General features: G+C 70.0%; 25 protein-coding genes. 3 read left to right on the top strand and 22 right to left on the bottom strand.

From position 1 onward, the window contains the following. Position 1: 1 nt before the first annotated feature. The 15 genes from E8M80_RS26020 to E8M80_RS15600 all read right to left on the bottom strand — a co-directional run bounded on the left by E8M80_RS26020 (position 2) and on the right by E8M80_RS15600 (position 15,521). The gene (locus E8M80_RS26020) at positions 2–151 is read right to left on the bottom strand and encodes a hypothetical protein (RefSeq protein ID WP_170979444.1); all 150 of its coding nucleotides are present in this window, start codon (positions 149–151) and stop codon (positions 2–4) included. A gap of 164 nt (positions 152–315) precedes the next feature. Continuing rightward, positions 316–693 carry a hypothetical protein gene (locus E8M80_RS15535; protein ID WP_137126623.1) on the bottom strand — a complete coding sequence of 126 codons (378 nt, stop codon included), beginning with the start codon at positions 691–693 and terminating at the stop codon, positions 316–318. Positions 694–980: 287 nt separating this feature from the next. Further along, a complete protein-coding gene (locus E8M80_RS15540) occupies positions 981–4,070 on the bottom strand; it encodes an AAA family ATPase (protein WP_170979445.1) in 3,090 nt (1,029 codons plus the stop codon). Continuing rightward, positions 4,067–4,768 carry an ABC-three component system middle component 1 gene (locus E8M80_RS15545; RefSeq protein ID WP_137126625.1) on the bottom strand — a complete coding sequence of 234 codons (702 nt, stop codon included), beginning with the start codon at positions 4,766–4,768 and terminating at the stop codon, positions 4,067–4,069. The genes E8M80_RS15540 and E8M80_RS15545 overlap by 4 nt, the downstream gene beginning before the upstream one ends. Next, the gene (locus E8M80_RS15550) at positions 4,768–7,266 is read right to left on the bottom strand and encodes an ABC-three component system protein (protein ID WP_137126626.1); all 2,499 of its coding nucleotides are present in this window, start codon (positions 7,264–7,266) and stop codon (positions 4,768–4,770) included. Before E8M80_RS15550 ends, E8M80_RS15545 begins: the two co-directional genes overlap by 1 nt. A gap of 514 nt (positions 7,267–7,780) precedes the next feature. Beyond that, entirely contained in the window at positions 7,781–8,737 is a 957-nt protein-coding gene (locus E8M80_RS15555) for a phage tail tube protein (protein ID WP_137126627.1), read from the bottom strand. Between the two features lie 34 nt (positions 8,738–8,771). Next, positions 8,772–9,212 carry a hypothetical protein gene (locus tag E8M80_RS15560; RefSeq protein WP_240790076.1) on the bottom strand — a complete coding sequence of 147 codons (441 nt, stop codon included), beginning with the start codon at positions 9,210–9,212 and terminating at the stop codon, positions 8,772–8,774. A gap of 2 nt (positions 9,213–9,214) precedes the next feature. Next, positions 9,215–9,943 (bottom strand): DUF6441 family protein, encoded by a 729-nt coding sequence (locus E8M80_RS15565; protein ID WP_137126629.1) that lies wholly within the window; start codon positions 9,941–9,943, stop codon positions 9,215–9,217. Further along, positions 9,940–10,260 carry a phage holin family protein gene (locus tag E8M80_RS15570; protein ID WP_137126630.1) on the bottom strand — a complete coding sequence of 107 codons (321 nt, stop codon included), beginning with the start codon at positions 10,258–10,260 and terminating at the stop codon, positions 9,940–9,942. Before E8M80_RS15570 ends, E8M80_RS15565 begins: the two co-directional genes overlap by 4 nt. A gap of 11 nt (positions 10,261–10,271) precedes the next feature. Then, positions 10,272–10,580: a hypothetical protein gene (locus tag E8M80_RS15575; RefSeq protein ID WP_137126631.1), complete on the bottom strand. Its 309-nt coding sequence runs from the start codon at positions 10,578–10,580 to the stop codon at positions 10,272–10,274. Beyond that, the gene (locus E8M80_RS15580) at positions 10,577–10,852 is read right to left on the bottom strand and encodes a hypothetical protein (protein ID WP_137126632.1); all 276 of its coding nucleotides are present in this window, start codon (positions 10,850–10,852) and stop codon (positions 10,577–10,579) included. The genes E8M80_RS15575 and E8M80_RS15580 overlap by 4 nt, the downstream gene beginning before the upstream one ends. A 279-nt stretch (positions 10,853–11,131) precedes the next feature. Further along, positions 11,132–11,530 (bottom strand): M15 family metallopeptidase, encoded by a 399-nt coding sequence (locus E8M80_RS15585; RefSeq protein WP_137126633.1) that lies wholly within the window; start codon positions 11,528–11,530, stop codon positions 11,132–11,134. Then, positions 11,530–11,880 carry a DUF2190 family protein gene (locus E8M80_RS15590; RefSeq protein WP_109873289.1) on the bottom strand — a complete coding sequence of 117 codons (351 nt, stop codon included), beginning with the start codon at positions 11,878–11,880 and terminating at the stop codon, positions 11,530–11,532. The genes E8M80_RS15585 and E8M80_RS15590 overlap by 1 nt, the downstream gene beginning before the upstream one ends. Before the next feature lie 72 nt (positions 11,881–11,952). Continuing rightward, on the bottom strand, positions 11,953–14,043 hold the full coding sequence (locus E8M80_RS15595) for a prohead protease/major capsid protein fusion protein (protein ID WP_137126634.1): 2,091 nt from the start codon (positions 14,041–14,043) through the stop codon (positions 11,953–11,955). Between the two features lie 2 nt (positions 14,044–14,045). Continuing rightward, on the bottom strand, positions 14,046–15,521 hold the full coding sequence (locus tag E8M80_RS15600; RefSeq protein ID WP_240790066.1) for a phage portal protein: 1,476 nt from the start codon (positions 15,519–15,521) through the stop codon (positions 14,046–14,048). 80 nt (positions 15,522–15,601) lie between these two features. Here E8M80_RS15600 and E8M80_RS15605 point away from each other — a divergent pair, with 80 nt between their 5' ends. Continuing rightward, positions 15,602–15,847 (top strand): AbrB/MazE/SpoVT family DNA-binding domain-containing protein, encoded by a 246-nt coding sequence (locus E8M80_RS15605; protein WP_137126635.1) that lies wholly within the window; start codon positions 15,602–15,604, stop codon positions 15,845–15,847. Between the two features lie 38 nt (positions 15,848–15,885). Here E8M80_RS15605 and E8M80_RS15610 read toward each other — a convergent pair whose 3' ends face one another. The 7 genes from E8M80_RS15610 to E8M80_RS15640 form a co-directional block, all read right to left on the bottom strand. Continuing rightward, a complete protein-coding gene (locus E8M80_RS15610) occupies positions 15,886–16,122 on the bottom strand; it encodes a phage head-tail joining protein (RefSeq protein WP_137126636.1) in 237 nt (78 codons plus the stop codon). Next, entirely contained in the window at positions 16,122–16,730 is a 609-nt protein-coding gene (locus E8M80_RS15615; protein ID WP_137126637.1) for a hypothetical protein, read from the bottom strand. Before E8M80_RS15615 ends, E8M80_RS15610 begins: the two co-directional genes overlap by 1 nt. Beyond that, positions 16,727–17,080 carry a hypothetical protein gene (locus tag E8M80_RS15620; RefSeq protein ID WP_137126638.1) on the bottom strand — a complete coding sequence of 118 codons (354 nt, stop codon included), beginning with the start codon at positions 17,078–17,080 and terminating at the stop codon, positions 16,727–16,729. Before E8M80_RS15620 ends, E8M80_RS15615 begins: the two co-directional genes overlap by 4 nt. 14 nt (positions 17,081–17,094) lie before the next feature. After that, entirely contained in the window at positions 17,095–18,993 is a 1,899-nt protein-coding gene (locus E8M80_RS15625) for a phage terminase large subunit family protein (protein ID WP_137126639.1), read from the bottom strand. A gap of 25 nt (positions 18,994–19,018) precedes the next feature. Beyond that, positions 19,019–19,534, bottom strand: a complete 516-nt coding sequence (locus tag E8M80_RS15630) for a hypothetical protein (protein WP_137126640.1) — start codon at positions 19,532–19,534, stop codon at positions 19,019–19,021. A 90-nt stretch (positions 19,535–19,624) separates the two neighbouring features. Continuing rightward, positions 19,625–20,437, bottom strand: coding sequence for a DUF3489 domain-containing protein (locus E8M80_RS15635; RefSeq protein WP_240790067.1), 813 nt, complete (start codon positions 20,435–20,437; stop codon positions 19,625–19,627). 95 nt (positions 20,438–20,532) lie between these two features. Then, complete coding sequence (locus E8M80_RS15640; protein ID WP_137126641.1) at positions 20,533–20,769, bottom strand: hypothetical protein; 237 nt, start codon at positions 20,767–20,769, stop codon at positions 20,533–20,535. A 210-nt stretch (positions 20,770–20,979) separates the two neighbouring features. On the opposite strand from E8M80_RS15640, the gene E8M80_RS15645 reads away from it, so the two are divergent. Beyond that, a complete protein-coding gene (locus E8M80_RS15645; protein WP_137126642.1) occupies positions 20,980–21,219 on the top strand; it encodes a type II toxin-antitoxin system ParD family antitoxin in 240 nt (79 codons plus the stop codon). Next, a complete protein-coding gene (locus E8M80_RS15650; protein ID WP_137126643.1) occupies positions 21,216–21,545 on the top strand; it encodes a type II toxin-antitoxin system RelE/ParE family toxin in 330 nt (109 codons plus the stop codon). Before E8M80_RS15645 ends, E8M80_RS15650 begins: the two co-directional genes overlap by 4 nt. The last annotated feature ends 7 nt before the right edge of the window (positions 21,546–21,552 follow it).

Here is a 21,552-nt window from a genome sequence, read left to right on the forward strand (position 1 = left end):
GTCAGCACGTCTCCCCCTCGCGATGTGTGGCGGCGCCCTCGGCCATGCCGATGCGGATGGCGAGCAGCAGTTCGGCGGCGGCCCAGCCGGTGGCGCCGAGGTTTCGCGCCGCGGCCAGCGCGCCGGCGGTGTCGAGGGTCAGGCCGGCCATGCTCGCCTCCGCGCAGGCCGTGCAGGCGGACCAACAGGCGTGGCCTTCGAGACTGAGAGGAGAATGCGCGGCGTAGGGGCAGGCAGCACCGCAGTCGCGTGCAAGCGCCGCGCAGCCGCGGCAGTATTCGGGCCCGCGGCCGAAATGCCAGGCGGCGCGGGCCCTCAGCCGTTTCCCTCAGCGGCCACCGTGGCGACCGGCGCGGTGGCGCGGTCCCAGAACGCAGCGGCGATGTCGTCGAAATCCATCAGGCGCTCGGCCGCCTCAGGCGAGAGCGGCAGGGGCTTACCGGCGGCGTCGCCGACGCCGTCCCAGGCGGTGACGGCGTGCCGCGCGAGCGCCTTGACCAGGAAGGCGAAGGACAGGCCGCGCGACATATCGGGGTCGAGGTCCGGATCGGCGATCCGGATCGCCGCCAAGCGGCGCGCGGCGGCGGCCTGCGCCGCGGCCATCACGGCGGTTGTCACGGGACGGATCTCGACGCGGACGCCGCGCGGCAGGTCGAGCCAGTACGGCTCGACCGGGAGGTCGAGGGTGAGCATCAGGGTCTCCAGAGGAAGGAATTTCGACGCAGGACCCGCGTCGGCCTAGCGCCCCGAAGCGGGATCCATCCATCTCGTTAGCAGCGGTGGACGGTCGGCACTCGGAGCCAGCTCTTCGCCGAACACGGCTGGTCTACTTTGCGGAACAAAAGGCAGTGCAGCTCGCTGCCCAATCGCGTTCATAGCTACGGCGTACAACCAAATCCCGAGGGCCTCACGGAGCCCTGATTTGTATCGGGGTGATGCCTCGGACCGCACGCAGTGCCAGTTCGCCGTACAATTCGGCCTCACGCCAGCCGCGCAGTCGGCTCCGTCATGAGGCGCCGCGCCGCCGCATTGTAACGCGGCGGCTCGACCCGCACACCATCCTTCGACGCGCCGATCAGCTCGACGACGGTACACGGTAGCCCTGCCGCATCAAACTTGCGTGCAATGAACTCACCTTCGTCGCGCTTATGGCTCGACATGATCAGCTGATAGCCTTCGAGCTCGACAAGACTTCGCATCACATCGACGAAGGCCGCGGCATGGATGATATCGTTGTGCTGCAATGGGTCGTCGAGCAGCAAGGCGCGCCAGCGCGACCAGCGATAGGCAGTGCTGGCGGCGCAGAGAATGCTGAAGCCGTTTGCCGCCATCTGCCCCTCGCTCAATACGAGCTGCGGTGGCAAACCTGTCTTGTACATCGCATTTTCAATCGGGTCTGCGTAGCGCAGCTGCATCGCGAGCGCAGTGCGCTCGACGGTATGCTCGGCATTGAACTGCACCGTCTCGCCCGGGGTGCTCAGCAGCGCGCGGTTGAACGCGTCTATCAGATCGTTGAGCGGCAACAGGAACTGGGTCGAAAAGCTTTCGGCCTCGGACTTGAGGTGCTCGCCATACGCGATCACCGCGTCGCGAGTGGCGTTAGTGAGCTGCAGCGCCGTGCGCGCCACCTGCAGCTGCCGCTGGAGCTCCTGTTCGCGGATGACGGGCTTGTCCGCGGCCCCTTCTCCACCCTGCTCGTCCATCAAGGCGCGCAGCGAGCGCAGCTCGTCCTGCGCCAGCCAGGCTTCGTAGCTTCGCGAAAGCGCATTGATTTCTTCAAGGTGCGCGGACGTCGCCGTTGCTCGATCGCCCAGCGCGGCTGCTAAAGCGTCGATCGCTTTCGACGAGGGAACCACAGTCATGCCGGCCTGCTGCCACGCCGTGACCGCAGCCAAACGTGCGGCCTCGGCACTGCGGATCGCTGCGGTCATACGGTCGCGCTCGGCCTCGGTCGCGGCCAGCCGCTCGCGTGCCGCCGTTTCTGCATTGGCCGCTGCCGCGCGCTTCAGGATCAGATCCTGAAGGCTAGCGCGCGCCGCTTCGAGCAGCTTGCCCTGCGCCACGACGGCGGCGTCAGCAGCCTCAATGCTCCACGGCTTAGCGAGCGCGACAAGGCTGTCCTCGATCGCACGCAATCCCGTCTCGCATCGCGTGCGGCGCTGCGTTGCAGACGCAAGGCGCACGTCGAGCGACCCCAGCGCCGCGGTCAACGCGTCGAGGCGCGCTTGGGCTGCGCTGACGTCGGAGGGACTGCCACCCGCATCGCGGATATGGGCGGCGCGTGCTTGCGCTGCCTCGGCCAGCCGGTTCGCAATTAGTGGTCCGAAATCACTATCGGCGCTCAGGCCGAGCCCTTCGGCGATGGCACCGCGCTCGGCCGCCGTCGCCGCTTCGGCTGCCCGCGCAGCGGTCGCCGCCGCAACCGCCGCGGAAATCGCAGCTTGCGCTTCCGCGAGAGCTTGGGCTGTCGCCGTCGCGCGAGCGCGTAGGGCGTCTAGCGTGCGCACGTCGTCGGCAAGCTGGACGTCCTGGGCGGCGAGTGCGTTACGCGCGCGCGTCTGGAGCTCACCCGGGGGGAAGCTGCTCGCGCAGACAGGGCAACAGGTGTCGTCGTGTCCAATATGCGCCGCCAGACCGGACAGCAGCTCCGCGAGCTGCGACGCATCGCGTCGACGCGCCGCCAGCCTGTCACGGGCAGCGGCTTCGGCCTCGCGCGCGTCTTCCACACTGCGCTCGAGATCGGGCAATTGGCCGCGCGCGCGATCGGCGGCGGCGCCAGCCTCGGCGGCCGCAGTTCGTTGATTGAGCGCCGCGACCTCCTGCGCCTGCAAGGCCACGGCATGCGCGGACCAGAGCTGAAGCGTCGCCTGCTCGTTGTCTAGTCTGCTCAGCGTCGCTTGTGCCTCGTGCGCGCGGGTGAGGACATCCTGCGCGGTCGTGACGTCCTGGTGGCAGGTGTCGCGCTCGGCTTTGAGGGCCGCTTCAGTCGCTTGCGCGCTGTGCAGCTCGGCATCGAGCACAGCGAACTCGGTGATCGCTGTACGAACACGGACTTGCTCGCCGAGATCAGATTCGGCGCGGGCAACTACCTCGGTCTGTGCCGCCGCAGCTTGTTCCGCCTGGTTCGTCGCGAGCATCGCCTCGCTCAGCTGCCCGCTCGCGGTCGCGACGGCGGCATCGGCGGCCGCCGCGCGCCCGCCATCGGCATCTGTCAGCGCGGATGCTTCCCCGAAACGCGCGACGATAGCATGGAGGCCGTCGAGCGCGGCGCGGTCCCGCGCAACTTGCCGCTGCTCAGCCTCCATTGCCAGGCGGACGCGCGACAGTCGCTCGGCAAAGCCTTGCGGCGCATTGTCGCTCTCCGGCAGCACCCGTTCGATGGCGGCAAGCCGTGCGTCAAGCGTGGCCTCCGACTCTGCTCCGGCCGCCGCGCCGCGCGTGCGGAGATTTATCAGCTTGGCGGCATATCCCCGCCATTCCTCGAGCGCCCGCGCTGCAATGTTGACCTCGCCCTCTTCTCGTTCGACCCGCCTCCGAAACGCATTGATGGTCGTCCGACCGCGCAAAGCGGTCCGGATCGACTCGAGTCGGTCGATACCGCTTGGCCCTTTGAGCGCCTGCCATTGATCGGCTTGGTCACGGCTTGTGAAGCGCTGCTGCGAGGCTTGCCCCAGGAAATGGGTAAAGCCTAGATAGGCGCCAATGTCCTTGATTTCGGTCCAGTTGGGATCCTTGAGCAAGCCGAGTAAGGCGCTGGCGGCGGGCTCTTCGCCAAGCGCGCGTGTCAGCGGCTCTCCCCGACCCGAGAACGTCAGGCTGACCCGATGTGTCCCCGGCTTGGCATCGCGCCGCGTGAGGTAGTCGCTTTCCTTGAGGCGGCCAACAAAATCCTGGAAGCGCCGGATCCTGCCGGTCAGGCACCATTCTATCCCATCGAAGAAGCTGCTCTTGCCCAGACCATTGGTCCCGACGAGCAGAGTGAGCCCGGGCCCCGGCGGCATCGGTAGCCTGAATTCACCGAACGTCCGGAAGTCGTGGACATGGACCTCGCGAAGGAAGATTTCGTTCATCGCGCGCTCCGCCGCTGCCAGGAGGCCACCAATTCCTCGACCAGGAGATCGGGATCGATGTCGGGTTCGCTCACCAAGCGGATCCATTCTCCGGCCGTGTCGCGCGGAACGTCGCCGTACGCCGCGGCGCGGCTCACATTGTCAAGCGGCGCCATAGAGAAGATGGCGTCGGTGATCCACGGCCGAGCAAGGAAGCTGCGCTTCACAAAGTCGGCAAAGCTCTGCTCGTCGGCGCTTGCATCGAGCGGTCGCAGCCAGACAAGCTTCCGCGCCACGCGTTCATCGCGTTCGGCGATGAGCGCCAGCGCGCGCCAACGGTCGACGCCTTCGCTGCTCCGCGGGCCCAGCAGGATGACGTGCAGGTCGAGCGCTGCTGGTGGGCTCAGATAGGACCGCGCAACGACGCACTGGTTGCGCACACGCCGCATGACATCGCTCATACCCTCCTCGTTGGGCGACTCAGGCAACAGCGTCAGCAGCACTGCATATCGGCCGATCTGCAGCCCATGGACGTGATGGGGCAGATCGCGCGATTCGAGCCGAGCCGACGTTGTGTCGGTCCCGCCGGCAAAGGTCTGGCCGGCATAGGTGGGCTTGGATTCGACCGTAAGGCCGAGTTCGGCCGCGCGGCGGCAGAGCAGACGTTCGCCTGCCTCGAGAGCATCTTGGGCGGGCGACGCTGACGCAGTCTCGCTCATTACGGAGCTCCCGCGGATTGGGTTGCAGCTTTCAACCGGGCGAAATGGTCCTCCTCAATGCCGAGAAGAAAGGCAGCCAGCGCGCCTGCGCTGGTTTGGGCCGCTGCCCGAAACTGCGCATCGACCGTCACCATCAATTTTCCACTCGTGCCGGGTTGGTCGAGGAGCGGTATGCCATCACCGGTCTTGCCGAGCGAGCTGTTGGCGCCCGCTATCAACGCCATCGGGACCGACTGCATTGGCAGAAGGACGAATTCAGTCGTCCAGGCGTGACGTAGCGCGACCAGTGCCATTTCCTCGCTGTCAATCAGGGCTGCCGCGCAGGTATGACCCGTCCGCTCGGTTCCGTTGGCATCCCGACCAAGATTGCCCGGGTGAGCACCGCGCGGCGCGGTAACCTGCCAGGCGGTCGCGACGGCCAGAGCCACGGCGCAGGCCCGGATCAACGGCGTAACCAGCAGGCGTCCGGCCAGCACCGAGGCCTCGCCGGCGGCACCCGCATCGTCCTTTGCGCAGACGGCGAGTCCGAGAAAGCGGGCCAGCAGGGCAGGCTCGGCCCGAAACCGCTGAATCCAATTCTGCCAGATCGCCTCCATCTGCCGCCGGAGATCGGCGGCGGCGACGAACGACACGGTGTGGCCGGGATCCTCGCCCAGCCGGATATAGCGCGTCAGATGGCGATCCACCGCCTCGAGCAGCCAATTATCGAGCACCCGATTGATCGTCGTAGCCATTTCAATTGGCGGCATCGTCGCTGGGTTGAGGATGGAAGGATGGCCGCCCAGCGCCCTGAGCAACGGCGGCCGTAGCCCGCCCGCGCTGGGCGCCTCGCTCGATAGCGCGACTAGCAAGGGACGCCAGCGTGCTACGTCGACGAGCAGGTCGACCCGCAGCGCATGGATCGCCAGGCGCGCGACGGCATACGCGAGACCGGTGCCCATTTGGTCGGGCGCGTCGATGATCGTGAGCTCGAGCAGGGACGTGTCGTCGGTCCATAGCGTGGCGATGTCCGCAAGCGCGACGTCCCCGCTCCACCGGGCATCGCCGCCGGTCAGCCATAGCTTGGCGCTACGCGGCATCGCGGCGAGTAGCGCGCCGATATGATAGCGCGGCGGTGGCAGTTTCGCCTGCGCGGCTAGCCGCTTGAAATGGTCATGGGTCGCTGGATTGAGTTTGGGCGCGATGCTGTCGGCAGGAAAAGCCCGCACCCATGCTGCGTGCTCGGCGTCATAACCGGCGAGCAGGTGGGCAAAGGGCTGGCGAATGGAGTCGCGCCCGGGGCCCCGCCGGGCGATTACCCAATCGGCGACGACCGTCGTCGCGCCGCACTTGAAGCGCCGTGACCCTTCCGCGTCGCCGTGCTCAGATGCGATTTGGTGCACTTCATCGCAGACGATATGTGTGAAGGATTCCGCTCCCTGCCGTCCGCACGCCTTGGTGAGCAGATAGACCGCCAGGCGGTTCAGCCGCGCGGTCTTGACCGACAGAAGCTCCGGCTCGCGCGTCTGGAAGAAGAGTTGGACGCCGTCGCGCAGTTGCTCCCGCATTTGGTCGACTAATCCGAGAGCTTCGACCTGGTCACCGATGGCATCGTCATAGGCCGCGATGAAATCGAACCCCAGCCCTATCGCTTCGGCGTCGAGTGCTTGGGCATCGATCGCCAACAATGAGTTGCGCAAAGCTTGCACACCGGGACGTTGCGCGATGCCGCGAACGATGTCGTCGTGCCGAAATGTCGCGCTGGCGGCGGCGATGAGATCAATCAAGCCGCCATCGCCGTTGCCACTGACGAGGAACGCCGGACGCGCATTGCCGTCGATTTCTGCGCCTGGTACCCCCGCATCGCGCCAGTAGCTGGCCGTTTCGGTTCCAGGAAGCGCGAAGCGATTTTCGATCCCGAAGCCGATCGCGAGCACGACGATGTCGAACTCCTGGCTCGCGTTCTCACGGCCGCCGCCGACGGCCTCGCGCTCGAAAGCCACCATAAAGCGGCCGGCTTGGGGAGTGACAGCAGTGACCCGGTGTCGCTCGCGCACCGTGAGACGGTCTTCGGTTGCCGAGCGGACTTCGTCGAACTCACGCAGCACCGCATCGCGCACGTCTTTGGCTGAGCCCGAGCGCCAGTCGAGCACCGGGAGTTCTGCGCGCTCGTGATCTGCATCGGGATTGGGCCAATCATAGATGTGCGGATCGAGACGACGCCGCTGCGAATCGCCTTGCAGCGGCAGCAGGTGATGCGCCTTCTCGAAAAGATGCACGTTCGTCCCGCCTTGCAAGGCCAGCCCGGCGGCCAGGGTGATGCCGGCGGCACCACCGCCGATCACCGCGACGCGGGCATTTCCAGGCAGAAGGTGCTCGTGCCCAAGCGCGTGGGCCAACTCGAGCGCGCGGACCTGCTGCGAATAGAAGGTGATACGCGTATCGTAGAAGCCGAGCACATACACGCCCGGATGTGCCGCAATGCGCGCCCCGGCAATGATATCTGCGGGGCTTAACACGCCGCGCGCCCAATCCGACCGACGGCGCCACGTAGGCACCCGGCGCCGGTGCCCACGCCGGCGCCCGGACAGACACCGCTGGCCAGCACGATACTCATAATTCTATGGTTTACTAGTCACAGCCTGCGCCGCATCGGCGCCAGGCCTTTTCGTTGAGCAGCAGATTGCTCGATACATCCCCCGCGCCATCGACAACCTCCTCGCAGGGGGCTGATTGTTACCGGGTTGAACGCACGCCGCAACGTGTATTGCCGGCATTGCGCGATTGGATATTGCCTCCCCCGTGTCGTCTGGGCGCAGACTCTAACTTGAGTGAACTATCCCTTGCTCAACTTGGTCCTTCGGTTGCGCGGCACACTGAAAGCCTTGCCGGCGGATGCAGATGCTGTGACGCCGAGCGTTCAATCGGCCGTTCGAACGAGCGGGGGCTCTTTGTACGATTCCTGCAGTGCCTGAATCGTGGTCTTGGGCGCGAAGCGGACCTTGCGCTGGCGGCTTCGACTGGACTCAGCATCTACGCGAACTCGGCCCCGCCTTGCTGATTCCTGAGCGCCACCGTCATCATCCGCGCCGCCGTCGCGTTGTAGGCTGCGCGGAACTCGAAGCTGGCCTCGACCCCACCCGGCCCTTCGACCGGCGTCTTGGCCAGCGCCAGGTAGACCTCGTGCAGCGTGAAGGTCAGGCTGCGGTTCGCGTCGATCGTGTAGCCGAAGGCCAACTCCGCCGATGCGTTGGTCTGCGCCTGGGTCAGCAGCGTGATGTCGGCGAAGCGCGCGGTGATCTGGCCGGTGGCACGCGCGATGCCGGGATCCACGCCCTCCACCTTCCGGTCGGCGCGGATGGTGCGCACCATCTCCATGCCGTTGGCGTAGGTCAGCCGCGCCCCGGTCACCTGCGCGAGGGCAGAGCCGTTCCGGCTGATCGCGCCCTGCGCCTTGTTGAAGGCGGTGTAGGCGGCACTGGTCGGCGTGCCGCCGCTGCTGCTCGCGCTGGGCGTCGAGCCCTGCCCCATCAGCCCGAAGGTGGCGGTGGCGGGGCCGGTCGGCGAGAAGTCGATCTCCAGCGTGTCGGCGCGCACGCCGGTGCAAAGGTCGTAGTTCGGCACGTCCGGATAGCCGATCTCGACGCTGTTGGACGGCAGCGCGGCGGCGCCCGAGCCGAAGCTGTGGATGAAGTTCGGGCTGGTCCCGGTGGTGGTCGGCGGGCCGAGCAGCAGGCGCAGCCAGTGGCCGATGTTGACCAGGTCGACCGGCACCACCGCCTGGCCCTGCACGGTGACCGTATCGAGGAAGGGTGCGGCGGGATCGCGGCTGCTGCCGACGCCAATGACATCGGCATCCAGCAGCGGCTGCTCGGCACCGAGATCGCAGGACAGGAACGGCAGGCGCAGCCAGTCGCCCGCGGGCGCGGTGCCATAGGTGGCCTCGGGGATCACGAGCAGACGGCAATTGGCGCCGATGGCACGGGGCATCGGAGATCTCCGGGATTAGCGGGAGGGGGAAGCGTCAGGCCAGCGGCGAGCCGGCGACGGTGAAGAACAGGGCGACGGGGACCGAGGCGGCGCGCGCGGCGGCGGCGCCCTCGAACTCGACATCCTCGAAGTCGGGCGCGCCGGGCTGCGCCCATTCCACCGCGCCGCCGAGGCTGCGGTCGGCGGTGATCGCGGCGGCGATCGCCACCAGCAGGGCGTCCAGCTGCGCATTCCTTGCTGCTGGCGTCGCACCGGGGACGGTGACCTCGACCTCGGCGCGGTGCTCGATGGCCCAGGCAAGCGGCGACAGGATCGCGGTCTCCTCCACCGTCTCGCCGTCACGCAGGACCACCAGCCCGCCCGGCGGCAGGCGCTGCGGCACGGTCTCGCCGCGCAGGACCAGGGGGGGCGGATTCCTGCCGGCCAAGGATGTGGCCAGCCGGCCATGCAGCGCCGCGATCGCGGCCTCGCGCATGCTCACGGTGCCGCCCTCCCGCTCTCACGCTCCCAGGCTGCCACGAAGCGCCCCGGCAGCCGGCGCAAGCCGCGCTCGGCGGCACCCTTCACGTCCAGCCGTTTGGCCAGTTTCACCTGCGGCAGCAACAGGAACATCGGCACCATGCCTCGGGCGAGCATGCCGCGCGCCCAGGCCTCGCGGCCCTTGCGGTTGCCGGTGCCGATCTCGGCGAGGCCGCCGGCGACCAGGCGGGTGCGGCGCCGCCGTCCGGTCTGCTCGCCCTGTCGCAGCGGCAGGCACCACACAAAGCCTCGCCCTGACTGAAACGGCCGCAGGAAGCCCTGGCCGGAGGCGACCATCTGCGCCGGGGTGACCCGCAGCCCCTTCTCGCCACGGCCGCGGCGTCCTCGCGCCGCATTGAAGCCGGTCGGGATCGCCAGAAACTTCCGTCCGCCTTTCGCCCGGATCAGTGCACCGCGCTCGAAGGCGTCGATGACGTTCGGCACCTTGGTCCAGACAAGGCCGGCGGGGCGGAGCGACAGCCCCGCGCGGGGAAACACCTGAGACCGCCAGGCATTGGCGATCCCCCGCGCATCGCCGCCGAAGCTGCTGGTGACCTGCCGGCGCAGTTCCGCTTTGACCTGCTCGGTCTCGGCGCGGATTGCCGTCATCGCGGCGCGCTCGCCGGCCCGGACCTCCGCCGCGAGCAGCTGGCGCAGGTCGCCGACGATGCGGGCGCCGAGCCTCACGGTGTGCCGTCGCCCGGCGGCAGGCCGGTGCGGTGGCGGATGATGGCGACCGCAAGGTCGTGCAGCGCCGCCTGGCCGAGGTAGCCGAACACGAAGGCAAAGAGGAACCGGCCGTATTCGTTGAACTCGAGGAAGCCCCCGAGGGCATAGCCGGCGCTGCCGACCAGGGCGGCGGAGGGCACCTCCCAGGCGAGGCACCAGCCAAAGCGCCGGCGTTCGGGGTTGTTCCAGCGGACGAAGCCGCCGGCGAGGCCGGCTACGGCGCCAAGCAGCAGGTCGCGCAGCATCTCCAGCAGGGTGAGGGCGTTCTGTGGCATGGCGGGGACTCCTATCGCTGGCAGAGCACGCGCCAGGCGGTGCCGGAGGCGTCGCGCTCGGCGTGGGTGACGGTGAGCAGGTCGGCGCCGAGGGCGAAGCTGTCGCCGACGGCGAGTTCGGGCAGGACAGCGGTGGCGACGGAGAGGATGTCGGTGGCCGACAGGATTTCGGTACCGAAGGCGTCCGCAACACGGTCGGGGGACGACCGGAGAACACGGACCGGAACTGCCGGGCCAGTACCGCCCTGCCGATAGACTGCCTCGGCGCCCAGGTTCGGATCGGCGACCAGGGCCGCCATCGCATCGGCGAAGGCGTTCACTGCTCGTCCCCGTCGGCGGGGTTCAGCCGCCGGACTGCCGCGAGCCGCCCGGCGCAGTCGGCATGGGCGGCGTCATAGGCGAGCAGCAGCTCCGCCACCTGCCCCTGGGTCAGGTGGTCGGTGGCTGGTAGCCCCGGCGCCTCCGCGCAGACCAGCAGCGCGCCAGGGAGACGCAGCGGCAGCAGCCGGATCTCCGGCGGCGCGGCCGGCGCGCAGGCGGTCGACAGCATCGCGCAGCACAGGGGCAGCGCCGGCAGCGTGGCTCGGGTCACGGCGGAGGGCCTCCAGGTTGGCACCGAGGCGCGCGGCTTGGGCGCGGGCGCGCTCGGCCTCGCCGGTCAGCGCGGCAATGTGGCGCGCGTGCTCGGCGGTGGCGCGGGTCAGCGCCGCCGCATTCGCCTCGGCGGTGCGGCTGGCCATCGTGGCGTCGAGGCGCGCCGCGTCGCGCTGCGATCGGAAGTGCCAGGCGGTCAGCGCCGTCATGGCGACGGCTGCTGCCAGACCGATCGGCACGGCGTGCCGGCCGAGCAGCGCAAGGATCGCGGCGCCGGTCACGGATACGCCTTGCGGTCGAGTTCGAAGTGCGGGCCGTCCCGGAAGGAGGTCCAGTCGCCACCCCAGACGATCGGGACGCTGAGCTCCTTCGCCGCGGCCTTCATTGCCGCGCCGATCTGCTCGTAGAGCGGCCAGTCCCAGCGGACCTCGCCCTGCTCCACCGCGCCGTCGCCGTCGTCGAGCCAGTAGGCCAGATCGACCGCATGGCCGGTGAGATGCCGGCTGTTCATGGTGCGCGAGGCTCCGATCGCGACCAGCCGGGCCTGGCGCTCGCGCGTGCGCAGCCCCTCCGTCACGATGAAGGGCACCGCCAGGCGGGCCCGCTCGACGACGCGCACCAGGTCGCGGTGCACGCCCTCGAGGCGCGCGCGGTCGCGCGGCAGCAGCGCGGCCATCACGCCCCCGAGGCCGGCACGCGGGCCAGCATCACGCGCACCGTGGCATCGGCCGCCAGCGCCGCGACGGTGCAGAGCCCGACCTGAAAGTTGCCGGTCGCGGTGGTGGTGATGCGGCGGTTGGTGTTGTCCCAGAACACCCGCGCGCCTTGGCTGATGGCAAGCGAGGGCTCCTTGGTCAGTTCGAACTCGCCGCGGGTCTCGCAGTCGACGCTGGCGTTCTGGGCGGCGTCGGACGCCGCCACCCCGAAGAAGGCGCCGACGAGCATGCCCTGGCCGGAGAGGATCCCGCCGGCATAGGGCACTACCATCGGGATGGAGCGCGCGTCGGGACGGATGCAGTTGCGCATGGAAGGGTCTCCTGAAACCCGAGGGCGCCCGGTGGGGCGCCCTCGACGAAGCTGCTGCGGTGGTGGGAAGGATCAGGTGCCCGGATTGAACCAAGCGCCGCGCCAGTCGATGGCGCCGACCCCGAAGTCGAAGATCACGCTGACCTCGACACCGTCCGCGCCCTGCACCGGGCCGGTGGTGACCTGCGGTCCCTCGGCGCCGTTCAGGTAGCCGTAGACGTAGACGGGTGCGGCGACCGGGTCGGAGAACAGGTACCAGCGGTTCGCCCCGATCAGCGGCTCGATCACCGGCTGCACGAAGCCAGCAAAGACGTTCGCCTTGCCGATCTCGCTCGCCTGCACGACCACCGTTGCCTGCCGCGCGGCAAGCTCGAGGTTCGGCCCGACGAGCAGCCGCATGGTCTGGCCCATGGAGATCGGCAGACCGTCCAGCGTGCGCTGCTTCATGATGGCGGTGCGGCCGGCGCCGATCGTCGATGTGTCGAGCACCGTGCCGGTGCTGGCCTTGTTGGCCCGCGCGGCGCCGGTGGCGAACACCGCCGCGCTGCCGGTGGTCAGCGTGGGGCCGTCGCCATTGGCGCTGTTCAGCAGGTTGTAGGCGGTGGCGTTCTCGAACTCGGCGACGCGGCGGCCGATCGCCGCGGCGAAGTCGGTGAAGGCGCCGAGGTCGTCGTTGACCAGCATCGGTCGCGTGACGCGGATGCGCCGCGCGAAGGTCTGCAGCAGGACGATCTCCTGGCTCTCGGACATGGTGCCGACCTGGATCTCGCCGTTCTCGGCGAGCGGCAGCAGGGTCGGGAAGTCGCCGATGCGCAGGTGCCGGTGCGGCTTGAAGTCGCGGAAGTCGCGCCGGAGGAAGATCTGGCGGTAGGTCGGCTGCGCCGGCTGATAGGCGGCGAGCAGCATCTTGTTGGCCGCGGCCGCGAGCAGCAGCGGGAAGTCGCTGGTCGTGTGGAAGGCGCGCTCGGCGAGGAGCGTGGGATTGCGGGGCACGCTCCGCTCGCCTCGGGCGCGCAGCAACTCGCCGATCATATCGGAGGGGCGCCAGCCCATGAACTCGGCGTGCCGGCCGGAGCGACCATTCGCCCCCTGGGGCTGGTAGCCGGGCATGGCACGGGCGGCGAGCGCCTCGGCCATGGCATCGAGGATCTGCGCCGGATCATCGTGGCCGGGGCCGTTCTCGGCGCGCGCCGGAATGGACGGACGCGGGCCCTGCGCGACGAGGGCGTCGAACAGGGCGCGGCGGGCCTGGTCGCCGGTCCAGCCCTGGGCGATGGCGTCGGCACGGACCGGGGTGATGCGGTCCGCCGGCAGCAGGGCGCGGGCGGCCTCCACCGCGACGTCGATGCCGGCGATGCGCTCGCGCTCGGCACGCTGGGCCTCGGCGCGGACCGCGTCGAGATCAGGCGCCGGCACGGCCGGTGCGGGTGCGGCGCGGGTCGGCTCGGGCGTCGTGGTCACAGTCGGCTCCTGGGGCGGGGTGGTGGACGGCGCGGCGGAGGGCGGCGCCGACGGGGCAGCAGCCGGGGTCTCCGGCGTCGTCTCGGGCATGGGTGGATCCTCATCAGGCAGGGCGGGCTCGATCGCGGGCGCGGGGAGGCCCTGCTCCCCCTGCGCCCGGACAGCGGCGTCGCGGTCCACGGGAACCGGCACGACGGAGATCTCGAAGGGCTCCCAATCCACCGCGCGGTGGACGGTCTCGCCCGATGCCGCATCGGGCCGCGGCTCGTAGCGGTGCACGCGATAGCCGACGCTCACCGCGCGCAGCGTTCCGTCGGCGATGCGCTGCCAGATCGGCTCGACATCGGCGGCCGTGCTGAACTGCAGCGTGGCGTAGCCGCGGCCACGATCGAGCCGGGCGGCGGTGACGCGGCCGAGCACGTCGCGCGCACCCCCGCGGCGATGGGTGTCGAGCACCGGGGCGCGGCCAGAGCGCAGTGCCTCCATCCGCACCGCGTTCGGCGACATCTCCAGCTCCTCGGTGATGAGGCCGAGGGCGGGGACGAAATTGCGGGCGCGCGCGCCAGTCGACCACACCACATCGACGGTGCGCGCGGCACGGTCGACGGTGGCCGGCGCGGTGATCGCGCGCTGCGCCATGATGGGCGCAGCAGCAGGCTCCGGCGCGGCATTGCTGCCGCCCGGTTCGGTCGGTTCGGTCATGGTCAGCCCTGTGCTGGGATCTCGCGGGGTGGCGCCGCGGCGCCGGTGGCAGCAATCTCGACCGCGGCCATCTGTGCGGCATCCTGCGCCGCGCCGGACTTCGCGACCCGGCGCGGATCGGTGTCGAGGGAAATGCCGGCCTCGTCGAGCAGGGCGTTGGCCTCGCGGATCATCTCCACCGCCGCGCGGAAATCGTAGCCGAAGGCACCAGCGGCCTCGGGCTGCGGCACGAAGCCGGCGCGCACCTGGGCGATCAGGGCGGCGGTGTCCTTGACCGGATCGATCATCTCGTGCGCCGGGGGCACGTGGCTGACGCCGTCCGGCATCTCCATCCCCCAAAGCCCGAGCAGCGCCCCCTGCGCGTGGAAGCGCTCCGCGATGGGGCGCACCAGCATCGGGATCAACATGCCGTATTGCACCTGCTCGCAGAGGCGCCGGAACTCGATCTTGCCGGCACGCAGCGAGGAGTAGTTCGCCTGCGTCAGGTCACCGGAGACCTGGTCGTAGGTGAGCCCGGCGCCGACGGCGGCGGCCTCGAGCGCGCGGCGGGCGAAGGCGGCGTGGCTGCCGCCACCCGAGGGGTTCACCACCTCCACCGAGCCCATGCCGCGGCGATACAGGATCATGCCGGGCTCAAAGCTCTCGACGGCGCGGCCCTGGGCGTCGCGGAGCAATCCTGCGGCGGCGCCGGTCAGGGCCTCGTCGCCCTCCTCCGACACCACCGCGGCGAGGCAGGCCTCGATCTTGGCCTTCATCAGCAGCGCGGCCTCGTAATCGCCGAGGTCGCGCAGCCGCAGCAGCACCGGGGCGAGCCAGGAGACGTCGCGCAACTGGCCGGGCCGGCGCTTGCGATAGACGTGCAGCACGTCGCTGGCCGGCATGCGCTCGCTGTTCTGCCAGGTCGCGCCCGGCAGGATCCCGGCGGTGCCGGGGTGGACGCGGTGCAGCCAGTAGCCGATCGGCGCACCGGCCTCGCCGAGCGCGATGCCCTGGATGGTCGCGGCGCCCTCCACCATCCCGTTCCGTGCCGTGTCGAGGTGGTCTGCCTCCAACACCTGCAGGCGGAGGCCGATCGGGTTGGTGGGCGATGGCGCCACCATCAGGAAGCGCACGAAGCACTCGCCGCTCTCGACCACCGCCCGCATCACCAGCGCCTGCAGGCCGTAGAGGTCGAGCCGTCCCTCGGCGTCACAGGCGGTGCTCTCCGCCCAGCGCTGCCAGGCGCGGCCGTGCGCATCGTCGGGCCATCGCGTGGTGATGCCCGCGCCGACCGCATTGCCGGTCCACAGATCGACGATGCGGCTGGCATAGGGATCGTTGCGGACGGCATCGCGCGCGCGGCGGGCGACCGTCGCCGCGGCCAGGCCGACCTCGGCATTGGCGCTGCCACCCGAGGGCGCCCAGGCAGAGGCTCGCTGCTCCTGCGCAGCGGCATAGCCGCGCAGCACCTGCCAGGCTGCGCGCAGGCGCTCGATCATCCCATACTCTCCGCTGGAAGCCGGGCGTGCCATGTCCCTGGTAAGGACTGCCGATCGATTTGGTACTGGAGGAGTGCCCCATGGCCACGACGGTCACGACCAAAGGTCAGGTCACCATCCCCAAGGAGGTCCGCGACCTGCTCGGCGTCGCTCCAGGCAGCTTGGTCAGGTTCGAAGTCGCCGAAGACGGGCGGGTGGTTCTCAGCAAGGTGAGCAACGAGGGGCCTGCGACGCGCCCACCAAGCCGCTTTGCCAAGCTGCGAGGCCGCGCAAGCGCCGGCATGACCACCGAGGAGATCATGGCGCTGATGCGAGGCGATGGGTGAGGCCGCCGTCGTCGACACCAACGTCTTGCCAGACTCGCTCACCGCAGAACGCCGCGCCCAAACCGTGCGAGCGTAACAGAAGGTCGGCGCGCCGCGCTGTTCTCCGCGCCATGCAGCGCCGCAAGCGCCTGGCCGAGTTCGTCGAGGCCGCGATACTCCACGGTGCGCCCATCGAAGGTGACGCGCGTGGTGCCGCCGGTGTAGGCCGCCGCGAGAGTGGCGGCGCGACTGCCCGCTGGCTGCGCCAACGCCCAGGCGAGGACAGTCGGATCCATCAGGCCGCCCGCAGCGTCGGCAGCGGCGCCGCCGCGTTGACCAGATAGGACAGCCCGCTTGGCGGGTTCGGCATGATCGGCACGCCGGCCTGATAGGTCAGCGCCGCGAAGAAGCCATTCTCGCTGCCGGTGGTGCCGCCACCGGCGCCGCCATCCGCCGCGGCCGAGCCGAGCAGCAGCGTGTTCCCGCCGCTGAAGGCCTGGGTGCTGGTGCCACGCACCGATGGCGCGCCGGAAAAGCAGAACAGTAGCCACCAGGTGCCGGCCGGGATCCAGCGCGGCTGCACGAAGGGGCAGAGCGCGTTGCCGGCGGAAGTGGTGTCGGCGTCTGCGACCGGCTCTTCGATGAGGCGCCCCGGATGCCCAGTGCCATCGTCGGCAGTCAAGGCCATGCGCAGCAGGCCGGCGGCGCCAGTCGTCACGCTCACAGCCATGGCCGAGAACAGCCCGGGACGCGCCAGCACGTAGGGCACGCAATACAGTCGGTTCGCCGGCATCGCGACGGCGCCGCCCACCGCACGTGCATGCTGCGAGGCGTAGAACCGCCCCGAGACGTAGGGCAGCATCGCCGGCGCTGGCGGCAGGTAGTGCTGGAACAGCGCGGTCATGCGAGCGGCCGGATACCGAGGACGAGCAGCCGCTCCGCGGTCTGGTTCACTGGCGCGGCGGCGAGGCCGGAGCGCAGCCTGAGCCAGCGCCAGCCGAGCAGAAGCGTGGGCGGCAGGGTGAGTGCCCGGCCGGCGGCGACGGTCAGCACCACCTCGTTGCCGAGATGGTCGTAGAGGTCAGCCCAGGCAGCAGGCTCGCCCTCGTCGAGCGAGCCCTGCAGGGTGAGTGGCGCGTCGGTCCAGGCGGCCGGCAGCAGCAGCAGGCAGACGCCGTAGCCGACGCTGGCGACGGGTCCGCTCAGCGCCTGGCCGGCGGCGATGCTGGTGCGCACGGGCACGATTGCGGTCATGGAGATCTCCAGGTTCAGCGCAGCCAGCCATGGTGCGGCGCGAGCCAGCCACGCGGACGATGGGCGTCGGACGCGGCCGGCGGTGGCGGTGGCGGAGCGACATGCCCGCCGATGGGAAGCTCGCTCGGTTGGAGCGGGGCGTTGGCGACCTGCTCGCGCAGCTGCGCCCAAAACCGCTCGCCATAGCGGTCGGCGCCGAGCAGCCAGAGCGCCGCGCGGGCCAGCACGGCGCAGTCCAGCGCTTCGTTCCGTTCCCTGAGCTTCGCCCATTCCTGCCGGGCGAAGCCGCGACGATCCTTGGTGGTGCGCAGCTGCTCGGCGACCAGCTGCTTGACCCACTCCGCCTCGATGCCCCGCGGCAGATGCACCCAGCCGGGCGGGAATTCCTCGGCGTCGCCGCGGCCGAGCCAGAGCCGGCGGTACAGGTCGGCCTTCCAGGTCGAGACCGAGACCGTCCAGAGCTTCAGGCCCCGCCGGAGCTTCCGACCATCGACCAGCGCATCCACCGGCGTCGGGCCCTGCACCGGCTGCGCCCGGTTCCAGCCATCGACGCCCTTGGTCGGCGCGATGCGCGGATCGCGCAGCCGGCGCAGATGGCCATAGACGGCGGCGGTGTCGCGGCCGCCGGTGTCGACGCAGAGGCGGGCGATGCGCATGGCGCCGCCCCCGTGGCGCGGCCAGTCGCGGCCGAGGAGGCGGGCCAACTCGTCCCAGGGTTCCCGCTCCCGCGGGCTGCCCTGGATGACGACGTGATCGACCAGCCACGACGAAAACCCCTCGGCCCAGCCCCAGACGTCGCATTCCAGGCGATCATCCTGCACGTCCACGCCGGCGGTCAGCACCAGCGCGCCCGCAGGCACGACGCCCATGGCGAAATCCTCGCGGCGCTCGACGAGCCGCTCCCAATCCGGCGCCTCACCCTGCTCCTGCCAGGTCTCGCCCAGCACGGTGTTCCGAAAAGTCTTGATGTCCTCGGGCTTGCCCTGCGCTGCCTCCCAATCCCGAGCGATCTGCGCCCAGGACAGCCAGCCCACCGGCGAGTAGAGCGCCGAGATGTGGAAGCCGATCGTGTGCGGATCCTGGCCCTCGGCCGTCGCGCGCCATTCCCCGCCGCCGAGCATGGCGGTCTTGTCGTGCTCCTGCATCGGGTAGTCGCAGGCCGAGCAGTGATACCGCGCCGTCTCCGGCGCGCCCCTCTCCCAGAGCAGCCGCTCGAAGCGCAGCCACTGCATCTCGCCGCATTCGGGGCACGGCACGAAGAACCGGCGCTGGTCGGACGCCAGGTACTCCCGCTCGATACGGCTGCGGCCGGCGATGGTGGGCGTGCTGACCAGGAAGGCCTTGCGACGCCAGCCAAAGGTGCGAGCGCGCGCCTCGGCCAAGGCAATGGGGTCGCCCTCGCCGGCGACGTCGCCCGGATAGGCGTCCACCTCATCAAGGAACAGGAACCGCGCCGTCATCGAGCGCAGCCCGACCGCGCTGTTCGCACCCGTCAGCACCAGGATCCCGCCGGGAAATTCCTTCGACAGCATGGTGTTGCCGCTGTCGCGCGCCCGGGCCGGGGCGACCCGCTCCCGCAGCGCCGGTGTTTCCTCCAGCAGCGGGTCGATGCGCTGGCGCGAGAAGCGCTTGGCCAGTTCCACGGTCGGCTGCACGGCCAGCGCGGGCGCCGGCACGTGGTGCATGATATAACCCAGCCAGTTGTTTCCGCTTTCCGTGGCGCCGACCTGCGCGCCCTTCATGAAGACGACGCGCCGAGCGGGATGCACCGCCGACAGCGCGTCCATCACGTCCTTCAGATAGGGCGTGCGGCTGGTGCGCCATGGCCCTGGCTCGGCCGACGCCCGGCTGCCGAGCATGCGATGCCGCTCGGCCCATTCCGAGACGGTGAGCTGCGGCGGCGGGCGGAGCATGGCGCCGACGCGGCGGCGCACATGCTCACGGCTGCGAAGGCCGGTCCCCTCCGAGGCCTGATGGATCGAAGCGATCGGCCGCCTCCGTCAGCAGGTCGTTGATGTGGCTCTGCAGGATGGTCTGCAGCAGATGCGGGTCGACGCTGATCTCGGCGGCGATCAGGCCCGACACGCGGGCGGGCCAGTTCAGCAGCGCGTCGCGCATCGTGCTGCCGATCTCGTCCAGCGCGGCGTTAGCCTCGGTGACGTCGAGCAGGCGACGCTTGGTCTCATCCAGCGAGAGGCGCTGCGCCTCAACCTTCAGCGCGAGCTGCGCCACCTTGAGCCGGGCAAAGGGCGTGCCCTCGGCGCCAGCGCTGCCGGCCGGCGGCGAGCGGGCGGGATCGGCTGTCTCCACCAGTCGGCGGCGAGTCTTATCGATGTCCCACTGGCCGTCCGGCTCTCTGGCGATGCGGCCAGCCCGTTCGGCCTTGTGGATGGCGGTGTCGCTGACGCCGAGGCGCCGCGCGGCCTCGCGCGTCGAGGCGGTCAGTTCCGGCATGGCGGCGACCTCCCGCCGCGCGTGATGCTCACAACAGGTAAGGGCCCGCTACCCTCCGGCGGCGGGCCCTCGACGCGTCCAGCCTGGGTGTCAGACCGGCAGGTGGTAAACTGTGTAGGAGCCGCGGGCGCCCTCCCTGTTCGGGCCGACCTGGCGGACGCGCTCCAGCACCTGCACTTCGATCCCCTGGCGCTTCTTCAGGCCCGCGAAGAAGCCGCGGACCGTGTGACCCTGCCAGCCTGTGGCCTCGCAGATCTGCGCGATGGTGGCGCCCTCCTCGCGGCGGAGCAGGGCGAGGACCTGCTCCTGCTTCGTGCCTTCGCGCGGCTTCCGCGGGGCGCCGGGCTCGCGCGCGACGCGGGCAGGCTTGCCGGCGAGGGCGGCGCGGAGGACTTCGATGGCGCGGCTGATCGGGTTGTCGGTCGCGTCCTGCGCCGGGCTGGCGTCCCAGGCGGCCAGAACCGCCGCAGCGGCATCGCGCAGGCTGGCGCGCGGGGCGGGTGTGGGCGCGCCCTGGGCGGGTTCGGCTTCCTCCGCGGGGGCATCCCCCTCGGCGGCGTCGTCCGCGCCCGTGGGCGCCGTGTCGGCCACGCTGCCCTCGATGCCCGAGCAGTCGGGCTCGCCGGCCCCTGCGTCGCCCTCGTTCGGGTCGATGCCGATGGCGCGCAGCCCCTCGTCGGTGATGCGCGCCACGATCCAGGTGCCGTCGTCGTCCTGCCGCCAGCCCAGGCCGACATGCTTCCGCGGCGCGTTGATCTCGGTGAGCAGGTTGTTCTTGATCAGGCTGCGGAAAACCGCGTTGCGGGCCGCGGCCGGCAGGGTCTTCGGCGCGCGGGCGAGGCCCATCTCGTGCTGCGCGGCGGCGCTCAGGATCACGCGCTGGCTGTCGGAAAGCTTGGTCATCGTGGTGGTCTCCGGTTCTGGGTGCCGGTCATCGGCCCCTACTGCCGGGAGCCCCGCCGGCGCTGCCGGTCGGGGCGGTGCGGGAGTGGCCCGCTTCAGGTTTCGTATTCGCCGCGGCGGAAATGCTGATCCGCGATGTCCTTTAGCTTCGATGTTGCATCCGAAAGCCAGGCCGCTTCGCCCCAAAGCACCGTCTCGGGGTCCGCGCCGAAATGGTCCGCGCTGGCCTGGGTGAGTTCCGCGAGGAGGGCATCGAATTCGGCCTTCTTCGCCAGGAAGGCGGCCAGGCTGCGTTCCTGGTTGCGGGCGGCGCGGGCTTTTCGGTCGGTCATGGTCGTCTCCGTCGTGGTGCAGGGCATCCCCTGCGTGTGACGGACCATTCGCGCTGTGCCGCGCACGAGCCAAGCAAGATGCAGAGGCGCAGAATTGCTATGTTTCGGCGGCCTCGATCACATCATGATCATGCCGGGCGCCGGCCTGGAGCGCCCCCCGGCGTGCATCATTCTTGCCAATTTTTGCCAAACCCAGGTATCGTCTGGCCCATGGGCACCATGAATGTCTCCCTGCCGGACGGGCTGAAATCCTTCGTGGATGAGCAGGTCGCCGCGCGTGGGTACAGCACCAGCAGCGAGTACGTCCGCGAGCTGATCCGCAAGGATCAGGAGCGTGAGCGCCTGCGAGGCCTGCTGCTGGACGGCGCGGCATCTGCTCCGGCAGCGCCGGCGGATGACGCCTACTTCAACACGCTGCGCCGCCGCGTCCGCCGACAAACGCAGGCGTGACCGCCAAGCCGGTCATTCCGCGAGAGGCGGCACAGCGCGAGATCGACCAGGCCATCGCTCACTACGTGGCGGAAGCCGGCGAGCCGGTCGCGCTGGCCTTCATTGACGCGTTGGAGCAGGCCTTCCGGCGGATCGCGCAGCATCCGGCGGTGGGCTCGCCGCGCTATGCCTTCGAGTTGCGGCTGGAAGGGCTCCGTGCCTGGCCGCTGCGGCGCTACCCGTATCTGGTGTTCTACGTCGAGCGGGAGGACCACCTCGACGTCTGGCGTGTGCTGCATGCGCAGCGCGACATTCCTGCCTGGATGCAGGAGCCCGAAGGGCTGTAGCTCCTGG

It is taken from the genome of Roseomonas sp. HF4, assembly GCF_005222755.1.
Taxonomy (GTDB): Bacteria; Pseudomonadota; Alphaproteobacteria; order Acetobacterales; family Acetobacteraceae; genus Neoroseomonas.